General features: G+C 30.1%; 23 protein-coding genes. 21 read left to right on the top strand and 2 right to left on the bottom strand.

What is annotated here, in order from left to right:
* Positions 1–142: 142 nt before the first annotated feature.
* The 3 genes from ACSIGC_RS10290 (at position 143) to ACSIGC_RS10280 (ending at position 2,352) form a co-directional block, all read left to right on the top strand.
* A complete protein-coding gene (locus tag ACSIGC_RS10290; protein WP_442264736.1) occupies positions 143–1,018 on the top strand; it encodes a hypothetical protein in 876 nt (291 codons plus the stop codon).
* Between the two features lie 165 nt (positions 1,019–1,183).
* Positions 1,184–1,978: a DUF6503 family protein gene (locus ACSIGC_RS10285; protein ID WP_442264735.1), complete on the top strand. Its 795-nt coding sequence runs from the start codon at positions 1,184–1,186 to the stop codon at positions 1,976–1,978.
* Positions 1,979–1,989: 11 nt separating this feature from the next.
* Positions 1,990–2,352: a cupin domain-containing protein gene (locus ACSIGC_RS10280; RefSeq protein ID WP_442264734.1), complete on the top strand. Its 363-nt coding sequence runs from the start codon at positions 1,990–1,992 to the stop codon at positions 2,350–2,352.
* A gap of 521 nt (positions 2,353–2,873) precedes the next feature.
* Here ACSIGC_RS10280 and ACSIGC_RS10275 read toward each other — a convergent pair.
* Entirely contained in the window at positions 2,874–3,269 is a 396-nt protein-coding gene (locus tag ACSIGC_RS10275) for a hypothetical protein (RefSeq protein WP_442264733.1), read from the bottom strand.
* Between the two features lie 89 nt (positions 3,270–3,358).
* Positions 3,359–4,378 (bottom strand): phenylalanine--tRNA ligase subunit alpha, encoded by a 1,020-nt coding sequence (pheS, locus tag ACSIGC_RS10270; protein WP_442264732.1) that lies wholly within the window; start codon positions 4,376–4,378, stop codon positions 3,359–3,361.
* 180 nt (positions 4,379–4,558) lie between these two features.
* Here pheS and gdhA point away from each other — a divergent pair, with 180 nt between their 5' ends.
* The 18 genes from gdhA to atpB all read left to right on the top strand — a co-directional run bounded on the left by gdhA (position 4,559) and on the right by atpB (position 23,331).
* Positions 4,559–5,902 (top strand): NADP-specific glutamate dehydrogenase, encoded by a 1,344-nt coding sequence (gene gdhA, locus ACSIGC_RS10265; RefSeq protein WP_442264731.1) that lies wholly within the window; start codon positions 4,559–4,561, stop codon positions 5,900–5,902.
* Between the two features lie 87 nt (positions 5,903–5,989).
* The gene (locus ACSIGC_RS10260) at positions 5,990–6,832 is read left to right on the top strand and encodes an alpha/beta hydrolase family protein (protein WP_442264730.1); all 843 of its coding nucleotides are present in this window, start codon (positions 5,990–5,992) and stop codon (positions 6,830–6,832) included.
* 172 nt (positions 6,833–7,004) lie between these two features.
* On the top strand, positions 7,005–8,450 hold the full coding sequence (locus tag ACSIGC_RS10255; protein ID WP_442264729.1) for a PSP1 domain-containing protein: 1,446 nt from the start codon (positions 7,005–7,007) through the stop codon (positions 8,448–8,450).
* A complete protein-coding gene (locus tag ACSIGC_RS10250) occupies positions 8,428–8,928 on the top strand; it encodes a gliding motility lipoprotein GldH (protein ID WP_442264728.1) in 501 nt (166 codons plus the stop codon). Before ACSIGC_RS10255 ends, ACSIGC_RS10250 begins: the two co-directional genes overlap by 23 nt.
* A 3-nt stretch (positions 8,929–8,931) precedes the next feature.
* Positions 8,932–11,226 (top strand): penicillin-binding protein 1A, encoded by a 2,295-nt coding sequence (locus ACSIGC_RS10245; protein WP_442264727.1) that lies wholly within the window; start codon positions 8,932–8,934, stop codon positions 11,224–11,226.
* A 33-nt stretch (positions 11,227–11,259) separates the two neighbouring features.
* Positions 11,260–11,961, top strand: a complete 702-nt coding sequence (locus ACSIGC_RS10240) for a CoA transferase subunit A (protein WP_442264726.1) — start codon at positions 11,260–11,262, stop codon at positions 11,959–11,961.
* Between the two features lie 2 nt (positions 11,962–11,963).
* Complete coding sequence (locus ACSIGC_RS10235) at positions 11,964–12,620, top strand: CoA transferase subunit B (protein ID WP_299676118.1); 657 nt, start codon at positions 11,964–11,966, stop codon at positions 12,618–12,620.
* 82 nt (positions 12,621–12,702) lie between these two features.
* The gene (locus tag ACSIGC_RS10230) at positions 12,703–13,464 is read left to right on the top strand and encodes an exodeoxyribonuclease III (RefSeq protein ID WP_442264725.1); all 762 of its coding nucleotides are present in this window, start codon (positions 12,703–12,705) and stop codon (positions 13,462–13,464) included.
* 16 nt (positions 13,465–13,480) lie between these two features.
* Positions 13,481–14,830, top strand: a complete 1,350-nt coding sequence (locus ACSIGC_RS10225; protein ID WP_442264724.1) for a transglycosylase SLT domain-containing protein — start codon at positions 13,481–13,483, stop codon at positions 14,828–14,830.
* A gap of 50 nt (positions 14,831–14,880) precedes the next feature.
* On the top strand, positions 14,881–15,873 hold the full coding sequence (locus ACSIGC_RS10220; protein WP_442264723.1) for a DUF4837 family protein: 993 nt from the start codon (positions 14,881–14,883) through the stop codon (positions 15,871–15,873).
* Positions 15,874–15,991: 118 nt separating this feature from the next.
* A complete protein-coding gene (locus tag ACSIGC_RS10215; RefSeq protein WP_442264722.1) occupies positions 15,992–16,489 on the top strand; it encodes a DUF1761 domain-containing protein in 498 nt (165 codons plus the stop codon).
* A gap of 122 nt (positions 16,490–16,611) precedes the next feature.
* On the top strand, positions 16,612–18,051 hold the full coding sequence (locus ACSIGC_RS10210) for a DUF5687 family protein (RefSeq protein WP_442264721.1): 1,440 nt from the start codon (positions 16,612–16,614) through the stop codon (positions 18,049–18,051).
* Between the two features lie 7 nt (positions 18,052–18,058).
* Positions 18,059–18,766 (top strand): ABC transporter ATP-binding protein, encoded by a 708-nt coding sequence (locus ACSIGC_RS10205; RefSeq protein ID WP_442264720.1) that lies wholly within the window; start codon positions 18,059–18,061, stop codon positions 18,764–18,766.
* Positions 18,767–18,843: 77 nt separating this feature from the next.
* The gene (gene porW / locus ACSIGC_RS10200; protein ID WP_442264719.1) at positions 18,844–21,066 is read left to right on the top strand and encodes a type IX secretion system periplasmic lipoprotein PorW/SprE; all 2,223 of its coding nucleotides are present in this window, start codon (positions 18,844–18,846) and stop codon (positions 21,064–21,066) included.
* Between the two features lie 7 nt (positions 21,067–21,073).
* Positions 21,074–21,496: a bactofilin family protein gene (locus ACSIGC_RS10195; protein WP_442264718.1), complete on the top strand. Its 423-nt coding sequence runs from the start codon at positions 21,074–21,076 to the stop codon at positions 21,494–21,496.
* Complete coding sequence (locus ACSIGC_RS10190) at positions 21,465–21,695, top strand: AtpZ/AtpI family protein (RefSeq protein WP_442264717.1); 231 nt, start codon at positions 21,465–21,467, stop codon at positions 21,693–21,695. Before ACSIGC_RS10195 ends, ACSIGC_RS10190 begins: the two co-directional genes overlap by 32 nt.
* Positions 21,688–22,071, top strand: a complete 384-nt coding sequence (locus ACSIGC_RS10185; RefSeq protein ID WP_442264716.1) for a DUF6168 family protein — start codon at positions 21,688–21,690, stop codon at positions 22,069–22,071. Before ACSIGC_RS10190 ends, ACSIGC_RS10185 begins: the two co-directional genes overlap by 8 nt.
* A 117-nt stretch (positions 22,072–22,188) precedes the next feature.
* On the top strand, positions 22,189–23,331 hold the full coding sequence (gene atpB, locus ACSIGC_RS10180) for a F0F1 ATP synthase subunit A (RefSeq protein ID WP_442264715.1): 1,143 nt from the start codon (positions 22,189–22,191) through the stop codon (positions 23,329–23,331).
* The last annotated feature ends 3 nt before the right edge of the window (positions 23,332–23,334 follow it).

Raw genomic sequence — 23,334 nt, 5'->3', positions numbered from 1 at the left:
CATCTTACAAAGTGTAAGGCTTTATAGTGGGAGGTTTTAAAAATTAAATTTTAACATGTACTAAAACTTCAACTTAAGTCGTTTATATTAAGAATGTTAAATTTTTATCCCCCAAGCAATGAAAGTTTTAAACAACACTTCGGTGAAGAAAATCTTTAAGTATTCACCAATTATCTTATTAGTTTCGTTAATTATTTTTTCATTTAAAAGTCACAATAATAAAAGTGAATTAGAAGATGAATTTTTTAAAGAAAAGAAGCTACTTCAAAAAGAACTCGATAAAATTGTAGTAGATTATAAAGAAATGACTACTAAAAAAAAGTGGTTAACTAAAAGAGTAGTTAATGGTATGAATAAAATCATAGCATTAAAAGATTCTGTAGAGCAAATGAAAAAAGTTAATTACGATTTACTTTTTAAATATTCTTTAAAAGTTACAAAATTAGAAAGAGAGAATAGGAAATTATTTCTTAAAGTAGAATCATTACGTGAACAGAATAAAAAACTTCGAAATGAAAACCAATTCACTAAAAATAAATTAAGGCAAGGCGAAGAGTCGTACAAATCATTATTAGCTACAAATAAAAAATTAATATCTGAAGAGAAAACCCTTAAAGAAAAAATAGGGATTGCTGGTGCTTTAGAAATTAGTTCCGTTAAGGTTGAAGCTCTAAAAGAAAGAAGCAATGGTAAGTATACAACAACTTCAAAATCTAAAAAAATAGATGCTTTTAAAGTTAAGTTTGATATACTACCAAACGATTTAGCCAGTATAGGGAATAGAGAAGTGTATATTCAAATCTTAGATGATCATAATAATACTGTACCTTCAGAAAGAAGTGGTTCTAAAAATGAAATATCTTATAACGATTTAATTAATATAGATTATGACAGAGAAAAAGTTAGTATAGTATCTTTAATTTCTGTAGATAGAGCATATATGTATAAAGGAAAGTATTTAATAAACGTATACATAGGTAAAAGAAAAGTAGGAAAGTCTAGTATCAGTTTACGTTAAAACTGAAATATAAATATGTATTAAACCACTTAATTTTTTTAAGTGGTTTTTTCATGCAATAAAGTTAATAAGTTGTCTTTAACATTTAAACAGTACAAAAACTTAAAGATAAGTTGTAAGTTGCCTCAGAAAAACAGACTTAGTACTAATAAAACAAACTAAACAATGAGAAAAACTTTTTTTGGAAGTATAATTTTGATGACATCATTATTTGCAATTTCATGTCAGCTAAAAACAGAAGAAAAGAAAGAAGAAAAAATCGAAAAAGAGGTTAAGGTTACTTTGTCTGAAGGAGATAAAATTATTAATCAGGTAATTAAAGCTCATGGAGGAGAGTTATATACAAGCGCTTACTATAGTTTTATTTTTAGAAAGAATGAATATTCATTTAAAAACTCTGGGAATTCTTACATATATACAGTAAAAAGAAAAACAGAAAATAAAGTTATTGAAGATGTTTTAAACAACGGAAAGATTTCAAGAACAATAAATGGAGAATCTACAGCACTCAATGAAAGAGATAAGTTAAGGTACTCTGAATCATTAAATTCTGTAATTTATTTTGCAACACTTCCTTATAAGTTAAATGATGCTGCTGTTAATAAAGAATATAAAGGTGAAATTACAATTAAGAATGAATTGTATAAAGTAGTACAAATCACTTTTAATCAAGAGGGAGGAGGGAAAGATTTTGAAGATCAGTTTTATTACTGGATAAATGCTAAAACGAATACTATAGATTATTTGGCTTATAGTTATAAAGTAAACAAAGGAGGCGTTCGATTTAGAAGTAGTTATAATAAAAGAAATGTCGATGGAATTATTTTTCAAGATTATATTAACTATAAAGCTGAAGTTGGAACACCTTTGTCAGATCTACCTAAGTTATATGAAGAGAATAAGCTAAAGGAATTATCAAAGATTGTAACTGAAAACGTAGTGAATTTAAAAGCAAATTAAAAAAATCAATTATGTCCAAAGTAATTAACATTAAAGATAAATTCAATCTATTTTCAGATCAATGGTCTCCTAAAAAGATAGCTGAACTTAATGGTCAACAAGTATTATTAGCAAAAATAAAAGGTGAATTTGTTTTTCATAAGCATGAAGAAGAAGATGAGTTATTCATGGTTATTAAGGGTCAATTACAAATTGATTTAGAAGATAGTTCAGTTATTGTAAACGAAGGAGAGTTTTATATAGTACCAAAGGGAGTTTTACACAAACCTATTGCAAAAGAAGAGGTACATATTTTGCTTTTTGAGCCTTTATCTACAAAGCATACTGGAGATGTAACAGCAGATATTACAGTTGAAACGTATGAATCAATTTAATTTTTTAATAACTCAACTAGAGTTCAATTCGTCGATAAATATGAACCTTTAATCTAAGTTAAAAGTCTAAATATCGAATGTTTTAACACTAAATTTTTAAAGCTTTATACCTTTGAAGTGTTAATAGTAGTAAGAATTAACTTAATTTAATAATCCCTATAATTTAAGTTTAGTTTTTTCATTTTTTAAAGTTATAAGGTTTACTTTAAAAACCTAAAACCATCCCTTTTGCAAGCCCCAAATGTAAAAGGGTTTTTTTGTGTTTAAGTTTTTGTTTTTTAGTGTTTTATTTCATTTGTCGAGGAAATCAAACAGTTTGTCTATAGACAAGAACATATATATCGAAAATCAATAAAACTATAGTCTAAAGCTTTATATATTTGAAGTGTAAATAAGTGATATACATGAAAGTATTCCTTATAGTTTTGTTTTTTTCATTATAAAAAATAAATGAAGGTTTTTTAAATTTATTTGGTTGATTAAATTAATCCTTTTGCATCCCCAATTGCAAAAGGATTTTTTTATTTTACAATAATTCCTCTCTTATTTAAAGATGAGATCATTCTTAAAGCACCTTCTTTTATTGTATCAGCTTCAAAAACAAAAGTTTTTTCTTGAATTTGATTTCCTTCAAAGAATGAAACTTGAAATCTATTAGCTAAACTAAAAACATCTGGATGAATCATTTCTATTTTAGCAAATGCATTTGCAGGTAACTGATTAATTTTTTTTCTAAAAACGGTAGTCGTTTTTGTTTCAGAGAAGCCCTGAGAAACAATCATAATCATGTCTAAAGCGACTTCTTTTTTGTTAATTAGGTATACATACCAATCATCTGTGTTGTGTGTTTCGTTGTGCTCTAAAACAACTGCCATTTCTATTCCTGTAACTTCAGGAATTATGATATCTTTTTTCATGTATTAACTCATCAAAATTAAAAAGTTGTAAAACTCAATAAAAAACCATTGAAATTTCACAACTCTTATTTATAAATATGTTCCTAAATTTAAATCACCGATTTAAATTGCTCTAAGAAACGAACATCATTTTCGTAGAACATTCTAATATCTGGAATTTGATAAAGAAGCATAGCAATACGCTCTATTCCCATTCCAAATGCATAACCAGAGTATTTTGTAGGATCTATGTTGCAGTTTTTAAGAACGTTTGGATCAACCATACCACATCCCATTATTTCTAACCAGCCAGTACCTTTTGTTATTCTATAATCAGTTTCAGTTTCAAGACCCCAATAAATATCTACTTCAGCACTAGGCTCAGTAAATGGAAAATAAGACGGACGTAATCTGATTTTAGATTTACCAAACATTTCTTTAGTAAAGTACAATAAAGTCTGTTTTAAATCAGCAAATGAAACATCGGTATCTATATATAAACCTTCTACTTGATGAAAAATACAGTGAGCTCTTGCAGAAATATCTTCGTTTCTAAAAACTCTACCAGGAGAAATAGTTCTGATAGGAGGTTCATTTTTCTCCATATAACGAACTTGTACAGAAGAAGTATGAGTACGCAATAGTGTGTCAGGATTTTTGTCAATGAAAAAAGTGTCCTGCATATCTCTAGCTGGATGATATTCAGGAAGATTTAAAGCAGTGAAATTATGCCAGTCATCTTCTATTTCCGGACCTTCAGATACAGTAAAACCAATTCTGTTAAAAACTTCAATAATTCGATTTTTAACAATAGATATTGGGTGTCTAGAACCTAACTCTATTGGTTCAGATGGTTTAGTTAAGTCGCCGTAAACACCTTTATCTTCAATTGCGCTTTCTAAAGCCTCTTTTAAAGTGTTTACTTTTTCCTCAGCAGATTTCTTTAAAAGATTTATTGTTTGCCCAAATTCTTTTTTCTGTTCATTAGGAACATTTTTAAATTCAGCAAATAAATCCTTTAAAATACCCTTACTACCAAGATATTTAATTCTGAAATTTTCGATTTCTTCAGCAGACGAAGTTTCAAAATTTTTAACTTCATCAATTAACCCTGTAATCTTTTCTAACATAATCCGTCAAATTAGTTGGCAAATTTAAGATTTTTTACTGAAATAGACGGCGATTTTATAGGAACCACTACAACGTTTTCGTATCAACAAAAAAAGGTGTTTTTTAAATCGTCAAATTAGTTAATTAATTATATTTGTACATTATTTTTATAAAAAAAACATTTTTAGAATAGTTAAATTATGGAATCTAAAATAAAGGCCTTTATGGATCTGGTTAGACAACGTAACGGTCATGAACCAGAATTTTTGCAAGCTGTACAAGAAGTAGCAGAAACTGTTATACCATATATTGTTAAGCATGATATTTATCATGGAAAAAATATATTATTAAGAATGGTTGAGCCTGAGAGATTAATTTCTTTTAGAGTAAACTGGGTAGATGATAATGGTGAAATTCAGGTGAATAGAGGATATAGAATTCAAATGAACTCAGCTATCGGGCCTTACAAAGGAGGATTACGTTTCCACCCTACTGTAAATGCTAGTATCTTAAAGTTTTTAGCTTTTGAACAAGTATTTAAAAACTCATTAACAACATTACCAATGGGTGGTGGAAAAGGAGGTTCTGATTTTGATCCAAAAGGAAAATCAGATAACGAAATCATGCGTTTCTGTCATGCCTTTATGGGTGAGTTATTCAGACATATTGGTCCAAACACAGATGTACCTGCTGGAGATATTGGAGTTGGAGGAAGAGAAATAGGATTCATGTTCGGTATGTATAAAAAACTAAGAAACGAATTTACTGGAGTTTTAACAGGTAAAGGAGCTAGTTGGGGAGGATCTTTAATTAGGCCAGAAGCAACAGGATATGGAACTGTATACTTTGCTGATAGTATGTTAAAAACTAAGGGAGATTCTTTTGAAGGAAAAACAGTAACGATTTCTGGTTCTGGTAACGTAGCACAATATGCTTGTGAAAAAGCAACCGAATTAGGTGCTAAAGTAGTTACATTATCAGATTCTTCTGGATACATTTATGATGAAGATGGAATAGATGCTGAAAAGTTAGCATTTGTAATGGAATTAAAGAATGTTAAGAGAGGTAGAATCCATGAATATGTGGATAAATATCCTTCTGCTAAGTTTTTTAAAGGAGAGCGTCCTTGGGGAGTGAAATGTGATATCGCTTTACCATGTGCTACTCAAAATGAGCTAAATGGAGAAGAAGCACAAATTTTAATTGATAATGGATGTGTTTGTGTAAGTGAAGGAGCAAATATGCCTTCTACACCAGAAGCAATAGCAGTATTCCATAAAGAAAAAGTATTATTCGCTCCAGGAAAAGCATCTAATGCAGGTGGAGTAGCAACTTCTGGTTTAGAAATGAGTCAGAATTCATTACGTTTAAGTTGGACTCGTGAAGAAGTTGATGCGAAACTTAAAGATATTATGGAAAATATTCATAAAGCTTGTGTTGAATATGGTACTGATGAAACAGGTTATGTTGACTATGTTAAAGGAGCAAACATAGCAGGTTTTGTTAAAGTTGCAGATGCAATGTTAGCCCAGGGAGTAATTTAAAAATCATCCTTTTTTTCTAATAAATAATAAAAGCTCATCTTTTTAGATGAGCTTTTGTATTTTGTGGATGTTCTGAAAAAAATATCAATGGAAAAAATTAAAAACATCAAAATACCAAGCGCATTTGAAAAACCAATTTTACTCGATGTGTTCTATGAATCCAATCATCAAAAAAAAGATGTGATAATTTTTTGTTATGGTTATAAAGGTTTTAAAGATTGGGGAGCTTGGGATTTAATGGCAGAAGCTTTTGCGAAAGCTGGTTTCTTTTTTGTGAAATTTAATTTTTCTCATAATGGAACTACTCCAGAAAACCCCTTAGAATTTGGAGATTTAAAAGCTTTTGGAAATAACAATTATTCAAAAGAACTAGATGATCTTGATAATGTTATTAATTGGTGTTTACAAGAAAAGCAGTTTAAAGATGAAATAAATGAAAGTTCTTTCTCACTTTTAGGCCATAGTAGAGGAGGCGGAATTGTTTGTATTAAAGCTGAAGAAGATCATAGAGTAAAAAAAGTGATTTCTTTAGCTGGAGTTTCAGATTTCAAAAAAAGAACAGCAACTACAGGTGAGTTAGAGTCTTGGAAAAGAGAAGGTGTTAAATATATTTTAAATGGGAGAACAGGTCAACAAATGCCACATTTTTATCAGTTTTATGAAGACTTTATCGCTAATGAAAATCGATTAACTATTAAACGAGCGGTAAAAAATCTAAAAATTCCATTTTGTATTATTCATGGTGATGCAGACACATCAATAGCTATAACAGAGGCAGAAAATTTATATCAATGGAATGAGTTGGGTGAGTATCATAAAATAGAGAATGCAAATCATGTTTTTGGAGCTAAACACCCTTGGAATAATGATGCATTACCTATTAATTTAGAAAAAGCTATCATAATTTGTAAAACCTTTTTAGGAAACTAGCAGTTTCAATGAGTAAACGGATTTTCACATTCCTTTAGAATGACTATATTTACAAATCGATAAGGAAAAAATCACATTTTTTTATCTAATTGAAAATCAAATAAATATAATTAACTTCTTGATGCTGATGTTTACATCAGATTTAAAAAGTTATTACACAAATACATAAATTATGGGTTGTAGCAGTTGCTCAACTAACAAGAATGGCGTTCCTAAAGGATGTAAGAGTAACGGAAATTGCGGTACGGGAACATGCGGTAGTGGAAATAAATTAGCTGTTTTTGATTGGTTATCAAACATGACTTTACCAACAGGTGAAGCTCCATTTAATATATACGAAGTACGTTTTAAAAACGGAAGAAAACATTTTTACAAGAGTAATCCTAAGATGAGAATTTCTATGGGAGATGTGGTTGCTGTAGAAGGTTCACCAGGTCACGATATAGGTATCGTTTCACTTGCAGGTGAGCTTGTAAAAGTGCAGATGAAAAAACGTAAGGTAGAACAAGATAGTGAAGATGTAAAAAAGATCTATCGTAAGGCTACTCAAAAAGACATAGATGTTTGGCAAGAAGCAAGAGGTAGAGAATTAGAAACACAACGAAAAGGTAGAGAGATAATTAGTAAGCTTGGCTTAAAAATGAAACTATCTGATGTTGAATTTCAAGGAGATGGAAATAAAGCTACTTTTTATTATACTGCAGATGATCGTGTAGATTTTCGTCAGTTAATACGAGATTTAGCCGGAGCATTTTCTATTCGAGTTGAAATGAAGCAAGTAGGAATGCGTCAGGAAGCAGCACGTTTAGGCGGAGTCGGTTCTTGTGGTAGAGAATTATGTTGTTCTACTTGGTTAACAGATTTTAGAAAAGTAAATACCGCTGCTGCAAGATATCAACAATTATCTTTAAATCCTTTAAAACTAGCTGGTCAATGTGGGAAATTAAAATGTTGTTTAAACTTTGAGTTAGACTCTTATTTAGATGCATTAGAATCTTTTCCTAAACAAGATGTAGTTTTAAAAACAGAGAAAGGAGAGGCTATTTTTGTGAAAATGGACATCTTTAAAAAGCTGCTTTGGTACACATATAAAGAAGAAAAGATGAAGTGGTTCAAACTTTCTTTAGATCAAGTTACCGAAATCATTGAATTGAATGAAGGTAATGAATTAGGTTCTCCGCTAGAAGATTATGCTTCTGAGATAGAAGAGGAAGTAGAGATTAGTTTTGAAAATGTTGTTGGTCAAGATAGTTTAACTCGATTCGATACTCCTAAAAAACCACGCCGTAATAAGCGAAGAAGAAGGAATCAGAATCAAAAGAACAATTCGAATTCTAACTCAAATCAAAAATCACCTAATAATAATTCTAAAAAACAAGCGCCAAAGCAAGGACAAAAGCAGAAGCCTAGACCAAAGAATACAAAACAGGTAAATAACCAAGAGAAAAATTCGAATCAAAAAACACAGCAAAACAAAAAGAGAAATCCGAACAGAAAACCGGATAATCAGAATACTCCAAAGAACAACAACAATAATAAACAGAATTCGAACCAACGAAGAAATAATAAAAGAAGAAACAATAACGGGAACAAAAATGCAAAGACTAATAAACAGTAAAAGTATAGTATATAAGCTATTAATACTACTGGTTTTGGCTTCTTGTGATTCCAAAGGGATTTTTGATAATTATAGAACTGTAAACAAAGGAAAATGGGAAATTAACACACCAGTATCTTTTCAATTTACAGTAAAAGATACTTTAGTAAATAAGAATTTATTTATCAATATTAGAAATAATAACGATTACGAGTTTAGCAATCTTTTTCTAATTACAAAGTTAAAGTTTCCAGATGGTCATTTTCTGACAGATACTTTAGAGTATGATATGACTGATAAAAAAGGAAATTTTTTAGGAACTGGTTTTTCTGAAATAAAAGAAAACAAACTGTTTTATAAAGAGCAAATATTGTTTCCTACAGCAGGAGAATATCAATTTCAAGTTTTTCAAGCCATGAGAAAAAATGGAGAAGTATCAGGTGTACAAGAGCTTGAAGGAATTACTGATGTAGGATTTAGAATTGAAGAAATTGAATAAATTATGAGTGAAAAGAAGACTGTGAATTTTAGAATCTTAATTAAATGGTTTTGGGGATTATTACTAGGAGGTATTTTATCAATATGCCTAGTGTTTTTATTAGCGTCTTGGGGAGCTTTAGGTGAATTACCAACTTTTGAAGAATTAGAAAACCCTAAGAATGATTTAGCTACAGAAATCATTTCTTCTGATGGAAAAACAATTGGAAAATATTATTTAAAAGCGAATAGAACTCCAATAAAATATAAAGATTTACCTGAGAACTTAGTAAAAGCTCTTGTAGCTACTGAAGATGAACGCTTTTATGAACATTCTGGTATTGATTTTAGAGGTTTGGCTAGAGCTGTTGCTAAGTTAGGAAAAGGTGGAGGAGCAAGTACAATTACCCAACAATTAGCTAAAAACTTATTTACTAAAAGAGCATCTTCAAATAAGATAAAAAGAATAATTCAGAAGGTAAAAGAATGGGTGATTGCAGTTCGTCTAGAACGACAGTACACAAAAAAAGAAATCATTACGATGTATTTAAATACTCAAGATTTTATTTTTAATGCTGTAGGTATTCGTTCAGCTGCGCGTATTTATTTTGGTAAAGAACCTAAGGATTTAGATTTACAAGAGTCAGCAATTATTGTTGCAATGTTAAAAAATCCACGTCAGTTTAATCCAAATAGAAAGATTTCAAAGAAAAAATCACTAAATCGTAGAAATGTGGTGTTTGCTCAAATGTATAAGAATGGTTTTATTACCGAGCAAGAGAAAGATTCTTTACAAAAGCTACCTTTAAAAATTAAATTTACTCCAGAGAGCCATAGTGACGGTTTAGCAACGTATTTCAGAGAGCATTTAAAAAAGTTCTTGAAAGATTGGGTAAAGAAAAATCCAAAAGCTGATGGTGAGTTGTATGATATCTATAAAGATGGATTAAAAGTTTATGTTACTATAGATTCTCGCATGCAACAATACGCTGAAGAAGCTATGACAGAGCATATGTCGAATCTTCAAAAATATTTTTTCGCAGAGCATAAAAAGAATAAGAATGCACCATTTTACGATATAGAGCGAGATGATATTAGAAAAATTATCAACAGAGCAAAAACAAACTCTGATCGTTACAAAAGAATGAAAGCTGAAGGAAAATCTGATAAAGAGATTGAAAAGGCTTTTAATACAAAAACTGAAATGTCTGTTTTCTCATGGAAAGGTGATAGAGATACAGTAATGACACCTTACGATTCTATTCGTTATTATAAATATTTTTTACGTTCTGGTTTAGTTTCTATAGAACCACAAACAGGTCATATCAAAGCTTGGGTTGGTGGAATTAATAATAAACATTTTAAGTACGAGGCAGTAAAACAACAAAAACGTCAAGTAGGTTCTACTTTTAAACCTTTCGTGTATGCAACTGCAATAAACCAATTAAAAAGATCTCCTTGCGATAAATTACCAAATACACCATATACAATTCCTAAAGAAAAATATGGAATGGATGACGATTGGACTCCAAAAAATGCAGGAAATAAATACGGAGGAGAATTAACTTTACAAAGAGCGTTAGCAAATTCTGTAAATGTAATCACAGCTCGTTTAATTGATGAAGTTACACCTATTAATGTTGCACGTTTAGCAAAGTCTGCTGGTATTTCTACAGAATTTCAAGCAAATCCTTCTATAGCATTAGGAGCTATTGATTTAACCTTATTAGAAATGACGAGTGCATATTCGACATTCGCTAATAAAGGAATGCGTGTAACACCAATGTTTATTACACAAATCGAAGATAAAAACGGTACAGTGTTAGAAACTTTTGTTCCAAAAACTAAAGAAGTACTTAGTGAAGAATCTGCTTATGTTGTACTAAATTTAATGGAAGGAGTTACTAAATTTGGTTCTGGAGCAAGATTAAGAACGACATATAATAGGCCAAAATATATTACTGGTTATCCATATAGTTTTAATAATGCCATTGCAGGAAAAACAGGAACAACGCAAAATCAATCAGATGGTTGGTTTATGGGAACAGTTCCAAATTTAACTACTGGTGTTTGGACAGGTGGTGAAGATCGTTCTACACATTTTATCGGTTTAGATAAAGGTGGAGGAGCTTCTATGTCCTTACCAACTTGGGCTATTTTTATGCGTAAATGTTATGAAGATAAAAGTTTAAATATCAGTAAGGCTGATTTTGAAGAACCTAATGATCTTTCTATTAATGTAGATTGTGAAAAACATGAACAAAAGAAAGACGAAAAAGGAAATGAAGAAAAGAAAGATGGTGATGCAGATGACTTTTAAATCGTAAAAAAACAACAAACAACTGAATCATAAATGATTAATAAAAAAGTAAATAATGTCCAAGAAGCATTAGAAGGCGTTTCAAGTGGAATGACTTTAATGTTAGGAGGTTTTGGATTATGTGGAATTCCTGAAAATGCTATTAGTGAATTAGTAAAATTAGGAATAAACAATTTAACATGTATTTCTAATAATGCCGGAGTAGATGATTTCGGTTTAGGATTATTATTACAGAATCGTCAAATAAAAAAAATGATTTCTTCTTATGTAGGAGAAAATGACGAATTCGAACGTCAAATGCTTTCTGGAGAATTAGAAGTAGAGTTAACACCTCAAGGAACTTTAGCAGAGAAATGTAGAGCGGCTCAAGCTGGTTTTCCTGCATTTTATACGCCTGCAGGTTACGGAACAGAAGTAGCAGAAGGTAAAGAAACTAGAGAGTTCGACGGAAAAATGTATGTTTTAGAACCTGCATTTAAAGCAGATTTTGGCTTTGTTAAGGCTTGGAAAGGTGATGCTGCTGGAAATTTAATTTTCAAAGGTACATCGAGAAATTTCAACCCGAATATGTGTGGAGCAGCAAATATTACTGTTGCCGAGGTAGAAGAGTTAGTTCCAGTTGGTGAGTTAGATCCAAATCAAATTCACATTCCAGGAATTTTTGTACAACGTATTTTTCAGGGAGAAAAATATGAAAAGAGAATTGAACAACGCACAGTAAGACAAAGAAACTAATCATGGCTTTAGATAAAAACGGAATAGCAAAACGAATAGCAAAAGAAGTAAAAAACGGATACTATGTAAACTTAGGAATCGGAATTCCAACATTAGTAGCCAATTTTGTACGTGAAGATATAGAAGTTGAATTTCAAAGTGAAAACGGTGTTTTAGGAATGGGACCATTCCCGTTTGAAGGAGAAGAAGATGCAGATATTATTAATGCCGGTAAACAAACGATAACGACTTTACCAGGTGCAAGTTTCTTTGATTCTGCAACAAGTTTTTCTATGATTAGAGGAAAACATGTTGATTTAACCATTTTAGGAGCTATGGAAGTAGCCGAAAATGGAGATATTGCAAACTGGAAAATTCCAGGAAAAATGGTAAAAGGAATGGGAGGAGCAATGGATTTAGTTGCTTCTGCTGAAAATATTATCGTAGCCATGATGCACACCAATAAAAGAGGTGAATCTAAGCTATTAAAAAAATGTTCTTTGCCATTAACGGGTGTTGGTTGTGTAACTAAAATTGTAACAAACCTAGCAGTCTTAGAAATTAAAGATAATACTTTCCATTTGGTAGAAAGAGCTCCTGGAGTTTCTGTAGAGGAAATTCAAGCTGCAACTGAAGGAACTTTGGTTGTGAATGGAGACGTTCCAGAAATGGATATTTAAATAAATAAAAAATATAATTATAAGCAATCTTATTATGGTAAGATTGCTTTGTTTTAAAGTTAGATTCTAATAAGAAAACAGAATGAAAGTAATTTCATATAACGTAAACGGAATTCGTGCTGCATTAAAAAAAGGTTTTTTAGAGTGGTTGCAAGCTGCTAATCCAGATGTAATTTGTATTCAAGAGACAAAAGCACAAAAAGAACAATTAAATGCTGAAGATTTTGAAGCTGCGGGATATCCGTATCAATATTGGTTTTCTGCAGAAAAAAAAGGATATTCTGGTGTTGCTGTTTTTTGTAAAAAAGAACCTAATCATGTAGCTTATGGCACAGGTATAGAATCTATGGATTTTGAAGGAAGAAATATTCGTGTAGATTACGATGAAGTATCTATTATGAGTATGTATTTACCTTCAGGAACCAATAGTGAACGATTGGATTTTAAATTCAACTACATGGATGAAATCCTAGAATATGCTACAGAATTAAGAAAAACGATTCCAAATTTGGTGATCTGTGGAGATTATAATATTTGTCATGAAGCGATAGATATTCATAATCCAAAAATGAAAGGAGTTTCAGGTTTTCTTCCTGAAGAAAGAGAATGGTTAAGTAAGTTTATCAATAGTGGATTTATCGATAGCTTCCGTTATTTAAATCCAGAACGTCAAGAATACTCTTGGTGGAGTTATAGAGCGAATGCAAGAGCTAATAATAAAGGTTGGAGATTAGATTATTGTATGGTAACAGAACCGTTAAAAGAAAAGATTTCTAGAGCCTATATTTTACCAGAAGCAAAACATTCTGATCATTGTCCAGTTGCCGTTGAATTTCAATTTTAGTCACGTATACATTTTAATGAAAAAGTTCTTTGTCTTAAGCCTATTTAGTATTGCTAATCTTTTTGCTCAAGGAGTTTCTAAAGATTCTATTCAGCGAACGAAAGAAATATTAGAAATAGCTACAAAAGTTGATTCTATTAAATCTGTAAAAGTTACAGATTCAATTCCTCAAAAGAAATTGATTGTAAAGGAACATTATACAAACGATGATTTAAAACGAATAGATAGTTTGTTAGTGGAAGCAAAACTATATTCTCCACTTTTCGATAGTGTACCGTATATTATTAACGACAAAGATTTAGTAACTAATGTAACACCTGTCGTTACACCAGAATTACTAAAAGAACGATTAGCATTAATTAATCAAGAAACTCCATTTAACTTAGCTTTTAATCCTGCGTTAGAGCGTGTTATTAATAACTATTTAAAATACAGAAAGAAGTATTATCCAGCATTAATGTCTAGAGCAAAATACTTTTTTCCAATGTTTGAAAGATACTTAGATCAATATGATATTCCATTAGAGATGAAATATCTTGCGATCGTAGAATCTTCGTTAAGACCACAAATTAAATCAAGAGTTGGCGCTACCGGACTATGGCAATTTATGTATGGAACAGGTAAGCAATATAAGTTAGCAGTAAACTCTTATGTAGATGAACGCCAAGATCCTGTTAAATCTACCATTGCAGCATGTAAATATCTTACTTTTTTACACGGACTTTTTAATGATTGGGATTTAGCTTTGGCGGCTTATAATTCTGGTCCAGGAAATGTGTTGAAAGCCATCAAAAGATCTGGAGGATATAGAAATTATTGGAATATTCGACCTTTTTTACCAAGAGAAACGGCTGGTTATGTTCCTGCGTTTTATGCTACAATGTATATTTTTAAATATGCAAATGAGTTAGGTTTGTATCCAGAAAGTCCAAAAATATTTAACTTTCAAACAGATACAATTCAGGTAAAAAGAACTGTTTCTTTTGATCAAATAGCAGAGAAAATAGATGTAGATACTGAAATGCTTTCTTTTTTAAACCCACAGTATAAAATCGATATTATACCTTTTGTAAAAAAGAAGAAATTCTCAATACGTTTACCTAGAAACAAAATGATTGATTTCTTGGAGAAAGAAAAAGAAATTTATGCATTAGCTGCTAGTGAAGATTCATTAAGAGAGAAACCTTTACCTAAGTACTTTGAAATGGATAAAAGAATTCGTTATAAAGTTAAATCGGGAGATTATTTAGGTAAAATTGCAATTAAATTTGGAGTTCGTGTAAAAGATATAAAACGTTGGAATAATATGAGAAATTCAAATTTAAGAGCAGGGCAACGGTTATATATTTATCCAAGAAGAATGTAAAAGGTATACTTTTTGATTGAACAAAATAAAAGACTAAAAAACTAACTATTATGAATAAAATATTAATACTGTTTATTGCTTCTTTAGCACTATTTAGTTGTAAGAAAAGTAATAAATCAGATATAATTTTACCTAGATCTACAGGAAACACAAATGAGATTTTAGTAGTAATGAAAAGTGCCGATTGGCATGGTAAACCAGGAGATGAAATTAGAACTGTTTTTGGTGAACATCAGGTGGGTTTACCACAGCCAGAAACATTACTTTCTGTAAATCAAATTGATCATTCTGGTTTTAGCAAGTTTATTAAAAATAATAAAGCTATTTTATTGTTTCAAAAAGCTGATTCTACTGGTATTTCAATAGAAAGAGATATAGATGCAAGACCTCAAATTGTTATAAAAGCAACATATAGTGATGAATACGATTTAACAAATCTTATTAAAACAAGAGGTAAAGAAATTATACAGTTATTTAAAGATGAGGATATAAAGTTTACACAAAGTATTTTCAGAAGAGAACGTATAGATGCATCTAAACTTAAAACTGTAGAAAATTTAGGAATTGATATCATTATTCCTGAACGTTATAAGTTGGTTCAAGATACTTTAAATAATTTTTTATGGATGCGTCATCATTTGATGAGTGGAATTGCAAGAGGAGATGGTTCTAATAATTTATTAATTTATTCTTTACCACTTGATGATGAAACTAAAGTTGCTGATAATATTACATCGGTTAGAGACAGTATTGGAGAAACGTTTATTCCAGGAAGTAGAGAAGGAATGTATATGATTACTGAACAAGCTTATACTCCATTTACATACGAAACAACTTTAGATGGGAAGAAAGCCTATGAAACACGTGGTAAATGGGAAGTTAAAAACGATTTCATGGCTGGTCCTTTTTTAAATTATACAATTGTAGATAAAAAGAATAACAGATTGGTAGTTTTCGAAGGGTTTACTTATGCTCCATCTGTAAATAAAAGAGATTTTCTTTTCGAGTTAGAAGCAATAGCAAAATCCTTAAAAATTAAATAAATTCTACTTAGATAAAATAAAAAAACCACCTAAATTAGGTGGTTTTTTTTATGTCAAAAAAGAAAGTTAGAATATTTTTTTACTTTTAATAAAATAAATATTAAAAACCCACAAAACAATGAAAATCAATTTTTTAATTTGTGCTCTAGCTGCACTTGTGCCTTTATTTACAGGTTTTATATGGTATGGGCCATTATTTAAAAATGCTTGGATGAAAGAGATGAGTTTTACAGAAGAAAACCTAAAAGGTGGTAATATGGCTGTAATTTTTGGTCTTTCTTATGTATTAAGTTTTATAATAGCATTGGGGTTACTTCCAGTTGTAATTCATCAAATGGGAATTTATTCTACTTTAGCTGGAGAACCAGATTTTATTAATAATAGTGGAGAGGCTTACAATACTTACACTTCACTAATGGAAACTTATGGAACTCGATTTCGAACTTTTAAACATGGATTATTACATGGGAGTATTTTAGGCTTTTTTATAGCTTTACCTATTTTAGCTATTCAGGCTATGTTCGAGCGAAAAACATTTGTATACATAGCAATTAATGCAGGATATTGGATAGTTACTCTTGCGTTAATGGGAGGTATTATTTGCCAGTGGTTTTAAAAAGAAATATAAAAAAGCACCTTTTAGGTGCTTTTTTTATGTAACATAATTCAATTTTTAGCTACTTATGTAAAAATCTAACTAATTGAATCGCTATGTTTACACGTTTTATAAGTTTCGAGATGAAACAATTTTTCCGTTCTATCTTTTGGCAAAAAGGAATTGTAGTGAATGTCATTATGGGACTTTTTGCATTATGGATTATACTTTCTTTTTTGAGTATTGGAATTGGAGGTTTTTATTTAATCAAAGACAATTTTCCAGATAAAGATCCATTTGAATTTGTAAACGGTTTTTTATTGTTTTATGTTATTGGAGATTTAATTTTTAGATATTTAATGCAGAAATTACCTGTGTTGAATATTAAACCCTTGTTGATACTTGACATTAAAAAGAGTAAATTAATTAACTACACACTTATAAAATCGGGAATATCATTTTTCAATTTTTTTAGTTTATTTTTCTTTATTCCATTTTCATTAGTCTTAATAAAAGAAGGTTATCCTACAAATAATGTCTTAAGTTGGTTAACAGGAATTATAACTATTGTTTTCTTAGCAAACTACTTAAATTTCATTACTAATAAAAGTAATGTTGCTTTTGGTGTTTTAATTGCGCTTTTGGGTAGTATTGTTGCTTTACAACAATTTGGAATTTATGATTTTACAGGAGTTAGCGTTGCTATTTTCAATAGCCTGTATACTAATTGGTTTTTTGTTTTAATCCCATTTGTTTTATTAATTACTTTTTATGTGATCAATTATAAAAAGTTAAAAAGTCAATTGTATTTAGACGATGCTATTCAAACTAAAACTAAAGAAGCAAATACAAGTGACTTATCATTTGTAGATAAATTTGGTGATTTAGCTCCTTTTATTAAAAATGAAATGCGATTAATTTGGAGAAACAAAAGAACTAAAACAGTATTTCTAATGTCTTTTATTTTCCTGTTTTATGGATTAATCTTTTTTACTCAAGAAGCTTATGCAGATAATCCAGCTATGTTAATTTTTGCTGCACTATTCGTTACTGGAGGTTTTGCCATTAATTATGGGCAATTTATTCCGGCTTGGGATAGTGAGTATTACAGGATGATTATGACTCAAAATATTAGTTATAGAAAATTCTTAGAAAGTAAATGGTTAATTATGTCTACTGTAACTTTTGTTTTATACATATTAAGTATTCCATATTTATATTTAGGAGTAGATAAGTTTTTAATGATTTCTGCAGGAGCAATTTTTAATGTAGGTTTTAATTCTTTGTTTTTATTATGGTCAGGGTCTTTTAATAGGAAACGAATAGATTTAGATGCAAGTGGTTTTGGAAATACACAAGGTACAAGTGCAACTCAATTTTTAATCATTATTCCTTTAACAGGTTTTCCTATGATTCTGTATTGGGCATCCAGTAGTTTTTTAGGTTTCAATGCAGGTATTTTAGCTATTGCAAGTTTTGGTGTATTAGGAATTCTTCTAAAAAATCCAATTATGAACTTCATAGAAAAAAAATATATAAAAGATAAATACGCAACTATACACGGTTTCAACCAAAAAAAATAAATTGATTATGATACAAGTAAAAAATATTTCAAAAAAATACGGATCAACAGAAGTTTTAAATGTTCAATCTTTAGATATTCCAACAGGCGAATCTTTTGGTTTAGTTGGGAATAACGGAGCAGGAAAAACAACTTTATTTAATTTGCTTTTAGATTTAATTCGACCAACTACTGGATCAATTACAAGTAGTAATGTTGTAGTTAATAAAAGTGAAGAATGGAAATCATTTACTGGTTCTTTTATAGATGAAAGCTTCTTAATAGGATATTTAACACCAAATGAATACTTCGAATTTATTGGTGAATTAAGGGGAATGAACAAAGCAGATGTTCATGCATTTTTACAACAATTTGAAGAGTTTTTCAACGGAGAAATCTTAGGGAAAAAGAAATTTTTAAGAGATTTAAGTAAAGGAAATCAGAAAAAAGCAGGAATTATAGCGGCTTTAATGGGAAATCCAAAAGTGGTAATTTTAGATGAACCATTTGCAAATTTAGATCCTACAACTCAAATAAGACTTAAAAATATCATCAAAAAACTAAAAGAAAATAAAGGAGTTACAGTGTTAATTTCTAGTCACGATTTAAGTCATGTAACTGAAGTTTGTGATAGAATTGTAGTTTTAGAAAAAGGAAATTTAGTCAAAGATTTCACTACAACGGCATTTAGTTTAAAAGAATTAGAAAGCTATTTTTCTTCTTCCTTAGAAAATTAGGTTTTTATTTCTATTTTTACGCTCACCTGTACGATAATAGCTTAAATTTCGTTGTTGTACATGTAGAGCTTTTTTATATGAAAAATTTATTCAAAGTATTTGCTTTAATTGTTAGTGTAATTGTAGTGTATTCTTGTAGTACCAAGAAAGACACAGTTATTAATAGAAACTTCCATGTATTAAATACAAAATATAATGTGTTGTTTAATGGTGAGCAAGCTTTTGAAAAAGGAATTAAAAATATTGAGACTAATTATACCGATAACTTTTGGAGAAGATTACCTTTAGAACCGATAAAGTTTGATGAAAGAAATATCGGTGAATTAAAGTTTGGAAACCCTGGTAGTGGATTTGATGATAAAGATGATCAGAAAAGTAAACCAGCTACTCCTTTCGATAGAGCTGAAGAAAAAGCTACAAAAGCTATACAAAAACATTCAATGAATATTGGGGGTTACGAAAAGAACCGTCAAATAGACGATGCATATTTACTTTTAGGGAAATCAAGATACTACACACAACGTTTTATTCCAGCTATTGAAGCTTTTAATTATATAATAGCTAATTATCCAAAAGCAGATTTAATTTACGATACAAAGGTTTGGCGCGCTAAGGCCAATGTTCGATTAGAAAATGAAAAATTAGCAATTGAAACATTAAAGTTGTTAGTTGACTTAGATAAAAACGAAGAAGATTTAACAGGAGTTCAACTTCAAGCAGCTCATACAGCTTTGGCTATGGCTTATGAAAAAACAGATACAATTCAAAAAGTAATCGATAACTTAAAAAAATCTATTGGTTTAGCTAACAACGAGCAATCATATAGAAATAAATTTGTTCTTGGTCAGATTTACAGCGAATTAAATCGAAAAGATTCTGCAAGAACTGTTTTTAAATTATTAGCAGGAAATCGAGGGACTCCAAGAAAATATAAAATCCATGCTTACATTGAATTAGTTAAAAACCTAGAAAAGGATTCTTCAAGTATTGGTTTAATAGGAAGATTTAAAAAGTTAATTAGAAATTCTGATAATAGAAAGTATCACAACGAACTATATTATCATTTGGGTGTTTTAGAAGAAAAAAGAGATAGTATTGATAGAGCTACAGGATATTACTTGAAATCTTTAGAAGCTAAAAAGAATAATAATTATCAGAAAACTTATGCTTATGAACGTTTAGGTAATATTTATTTTAACAAACAAGAGTATTTATTAGCAGGATCTTTTTACGATAGTGTGATTCAAGCTACTTCAGAAGAGTTTGAAAATCAAAAAAGGATTCGTAGAATAAAACGAAAAAAGAAAGGTTTAGATAAGTTAAGATCTTTTGAAGAAATTGTAAAAACTAATGATAGTATTTTAAAATTGTCGGCAATGAATCCTAGCGAAAGAACAGCCTATTTTGAAAAATACATTGAAAAGTTAAAAGAGCAAGAGGAGAAAAAACGTCAAAGATTAGCAAATTCTCAAAACTTTGGAAGCCAATTTGGAGGGGGAACTTCTTTCGGAGTTGGAAACCAAGGGAAATGGTATTTCTACAACTCTCAATCAAAAGGTTTTGGTAAAGTAACTTTTACTAAAGTCTGGGGAAGTAGACCTTTAGAAGATAATTGGAGGTGGTCAGACAAAACTATTCCATCTGAAGAAGAAGAGGAAAAAGTAGAAGTGAAAAAGAAAGATAATAGTAAATATGAAGTAGCTACATATTTAAAAACTATTCCAGAAGATAAAGACGAACTTAAAGTTTTAGCAAAAGATAGAAATGAAGCACTATATCAATTAGGTTTAATTTATAAAGAACAATTCAAAAATCCTAGTTTAGCTATAGAAAAATTCGAACGCTTACTTGTAGTTAATGAAAAACCAGAATTAGAGTTGCCAATTAATTATCATTTGTATCAGCTTTACAAAACTGTAGCTGATAGTGAAAAATCAGAAGAAAAGAAAAGTTTGATTTTAAGTAAATATACTGATTCTCAGTTCGCAAAAATTATTGTAGAACCTAATACAAAGCTAACTGCTAAAAAAGAAGTTAGCGAAATAGATAAAAAATATAAGAATATTTACAGTATGTATAAGTTCAATATGAATGAAGAGGCTGTAAATCAAATAGATAATTTAAGTTCTGAAATTGAGAATTCAGAATTAATTGCTAAATTTGCTTTACTTCGCGCTATGTGTATTGGTAAATACAAAAGCAAAGAAGAGTATAAAAAGGCTCTTGAATTTGTTGCATTTAAGTATGCAAATCAAATTGAAGGACAAAAAGCAAATGAAATCATACAACTTTTAAAATAATTCCCTTATGTTCAGTAATAAAAATAAAAAAGACAATACAGTTGAAAGAAAATCTACTAGTAGAAATGTAATTGGTAAAGGAACAAAAATCACAGGAGATTTTATCTCTGAAGGAGATTTCAGAATAGATGGAACTCTAGAAGGAACATTAAAAACTAATGGTAGAGTAATCATTGGTCAAGAAGGCTATATCAATGGAACTGTAGAATGTAATAATGCAGATGTTGAAGGAAGATTTTCTGGAGAATTCAATGTGTCAAATATTTTAACAGCTAAGTCTACAGCAAACATAACTGGTAACGTTAATGTAGGTCAAATTTCTACTGAACCTGGAGCTGCATTCAATGCAACATGCAATATGAAAGGAGCTATTAAAGAATTAGGAAGTAAAGATTCTGATGCCAAAAAAGACAAACAAAAGTCAGCTTAAACAATACGCACGTTTTAGTGGAATAGCCATTCAAATGGGAATTACTATTTACCTTGGAAGTTTATTAGGTGAATGGCTAGACAATAAATACCCTAACTCAAACAACTTATATGCTAAAATTTGTACTTTAGCGGCCGTTTTTATTGCCATGTACTCAGTAATAAAACAGGTAATTAATTTTTCTAAAGACAATGATTAAGCGTATTCTTTTATTTGCAGTAGTACTTGTATTACTTTTTCTATTAAGTTATTTTACAAATTCTTATTTAGTAAAGGAACTTACTATTTCTTTTTCATTGTTACAAGTGTACTTGTTTCATGTTATTGCAGCTTTCGTCGTTTATGCAATTGTTGAGTTTGTTGCAAGTATTTTACCAAACCAAGCGGGTTATGCATATTTAGCTTCTATATTTATAAAAATAGGTTTGTTTGTGCTAATTTTTAATGGATCTGTATTTGCAAAAGAAAATCTTTCAAGACCTGAGCGAGTATCTTTAGTAGTGCCATTGTTTCTGTTTTTAATTACAGAAGCTATTACAATTTCTAAGTTATTAAATAAGAAGCAATTCAATTAAGCTATAACGTTTTAGAGAGGATATTAAACTATATCCAAAAAAGAGTTTGTAGTTTTAATTAAATGTGTACCTTTGCACGGAAATTTAGAGACCATAAATTCTATATTTAGTAAAGGTATGATGATAGCAAAAAAACCTATCAAATGTTTAGCAATACTAGCAATAGTATTTTCTTCATTAAACGTATTCGCCGGAGGAGGTGAAAAAAAATCTTCTGATAATGACGGAGGAAAGGTAAACACTAAAGAAGAGATTCAAAATTACATCAAACATCACTTGGCTGATTCACATGACTTTTCGTTATATTCATATACGAATGATGCAGGTGAAAGAAAACATGCTGGTTTTCCATTACCAGTAATTGTTTGGACGAGCAAAGGTTTGAGGACTTTTATGTCTTCTAAGTTTCATCATAATGATGATGGACATGTTATAGTTGATGCTGGAGGAGTGAAGTTAGCTAAAATTCATAGTAAGATTTATGAGTTAGATGCAGGTGCTGAGCATGTTTCTTTTGATGAAGCTCATCATGCAACAAATGCACATAAAGTGTTAGATTTCTCAATTACTAAGAGTGTTTTCGGTATGTTGTTGGCTGGTTTGTTAATGTTTTTGGGTTTCCGTTCATTAGCTAAAGGGTATAAGAAAGGAGCTATTCCTACAGGTGTTGGTCGTGTTCTTGAACCACTAGTGTTGTATGTGAGAGACGAAATTGCAAGACCAAACATAGGTGAGAAGAAATACAAGAAGTTTATGCCTTATTTATTAACAGTATTCTTCTTTATTTGGATATTAAACTTAATGGGCTTAACTCCATTAGGATTTAACGTAACAGGTCAGATCGCAGTTACAGTTTGTTTAGCATTATTTACTTTAGTGATTTACATTACTAATGGATCAAAAGATTTTTGGGCACACACATTATGGATGCCAGGAGTTCCAGTAATCTTAAGGCCAATTTTAGCGTTTTTAGAACTAGTAGGTTTTATCCTTATTAAACCTTTCTCTTTATTAGTGCGTTTATTCGCAAATATTACTGCAGGTCACTCTGTTGTTATGGGTATTGCAGCTTTAATGTTGTTGTTAAAAGCAGAGTTTGGTACTGTGGGGGCAACAGGGATTTCATTTTTATTAACATTGTTTTTAAGTGTAATTGAAGTTTTAGTGGCGTTTTTACAAGCGTTTATTTTTACAATGCTATCAGCTTTATTTATAGGTATGGCAGTAGAAGAGCATGAGCACGATCATGCACATCATTAATAT

The sequence above is a fragment of the Tenacibaculum aquaeponti genome, from assembly GCF_052084715.1.
Lineage (GTDB): Bacteria > Bacteroidota > Bacteroidia > Flavobacteriales > Flavobacteriaceae > Polaribacter.
Note: the sequence above shows the minus strand (reverse complement) of the source record. Positions and strands in the feature narration are given on the sequence as shown.

Coding starts and splice junctions, on each gene's coding strand:
- ACSIGC_RS10285 (WP_442264735.1), top strand. CDS start 1,184: ATGAGAAAAACTTTTTTTGGAAGTATAATTTTGATGACATCATTATTT.
- ACSIGC_RS10280 (WP_442264734.1), top strand. CDS start 1,990: ATGTCCAAAGTAATTAACATTAAAGATAAATTCAATCTATTTTCAGAT.
- ACSIGC_RS10275 (WP_442264733.1), bottom strand. CDS start 3,269: ATGAAAAAAGATATCATAATTCCTGAAGTTACAGGAATAGAAATGGCA.
- pheS (WP_442264732.1), bottom strand. CDS start 4,378: ATGTTAGAAAAGATTACAGGGTTAATTGATGAAGTTAAAAATTTTGAA.
- gdhA (WP_442264731.1), top strand. CDS start 4,559: ATGGAATCTAAAATAAAGGCCTTTATGGATCTGGTTAGACAACGTAAC.
- ACSIGC_RS10260 (WP_442264730.1), top strand. CDS start 5,990: ATGGAAAAAATTAAAAACATCAAAATACCAAGCGCATTTGAAAAACCA.
- ACSIGC_RS10255 (WP_442264729.1), top strand. CDS start 7,005: ATGGGTTGTAGCAGTTGCTCAACTAACAAGAATGGCGTTCCTAAAGGA.
- ACSIGC_RS10250 (WP_442264728.1), top strand. CDS start 8,428: ATGCAAAGACTAATAAACAGTAAAAGTATAGTATATAAGCTATTAATA.
- ACSIGC_RS10245 (WP_442264727.1), top strand. CDS start 8,932: ATGAGTGAAAAGAAGACTGTGAATTTTAGAATCTTAATTAAATGGTTT.
- ACSIGC_RS10240 (WP_442264726.1), top strand. CDS start 11,260: ATGATTAATAAAAAAGTAAATAATGTCCAAGAAGCATTAGAAGGCGTT.
- ACSIGC_RS10235 (WP_299676118.1), top strand. CDS start 11,964: ATGGCTTTAGATAAAAACGGAATAGCAAAACGAATAGCAAAAGAAGTA.
- ACSIGC_RS10230 (WP_442264725.1), top strand. CDS start 12,703: ATGAAAGTAATTTCATATAACGTAAACGGAATTCGTGCTGCATTAAAA.
- ACSIGC_RS10225 (WP_442264724.1), top strand. CDS start 13,481: ATGAAAAAGTTCTTTGTCTTAAGCCTATTTAGTATTGCTAATCTTTTT.
- ACSIGC_RS10220 (WP_442264723.1), top strand. CDS start 14,881: ATGAATAAAATATTAATACTGTTTATTGCTTCTTTAGCACTATTTAGT.
- ACSIGC_RS10215 (WP_442264722.1), top strand. CDS start 15,992: ATGAAAATCAATTTTTTAATTTGTGCTCTAGCTGCACTTGTGCCTTTA.
- ACSIGC_RS10210 (WP_442264721.1), top strand. CDS start 16,612: ATGAAACAATTTTTCCGTTCTATCTTTTGGCAAAAAGGAATTGTAGTG.
- ACSIGC_RS10205 (WP_442264720.1), top strand. CDS start 18,059: ATGATACAAGTAAAAAATATTTCAAAAAAATACGGATCAACAGAAGTT.
- porW (WP_442264719.1), top strand. CDS start 18,844: ATGAAAAATTTATTCAAAGTATTTGCTTTAATTGTTAGTGTAATTGTA.
- ACSIGC_RS10195 (WP_442264718.1), top strand. CDS start 21,074: ATGTTCAGTAATAAAAATAAAAAAGACAATACAGTTGAAAGAAAATCT.
- ACSIGC_RS10190 (WP_442264717.1), top strand. CDS start 21,465: ATGCCAAAAAAGACAAACAAAAGTCAGCTTAAACAATACGCACGTTTT.
- ACSIGC_RS10185 (WP_442264716.1), top strand. CDS start 21,688: ATGATTAAGCGTATTCTTTTATTTGCAGTAGTACTTGTATTACTTTTT.
- atpB (WP_442264715.1), top strand. CDS start 22,189: ATGATGATAGCAAAAAAACCTATCAAATGTTTAGCAATACTAGCAATA.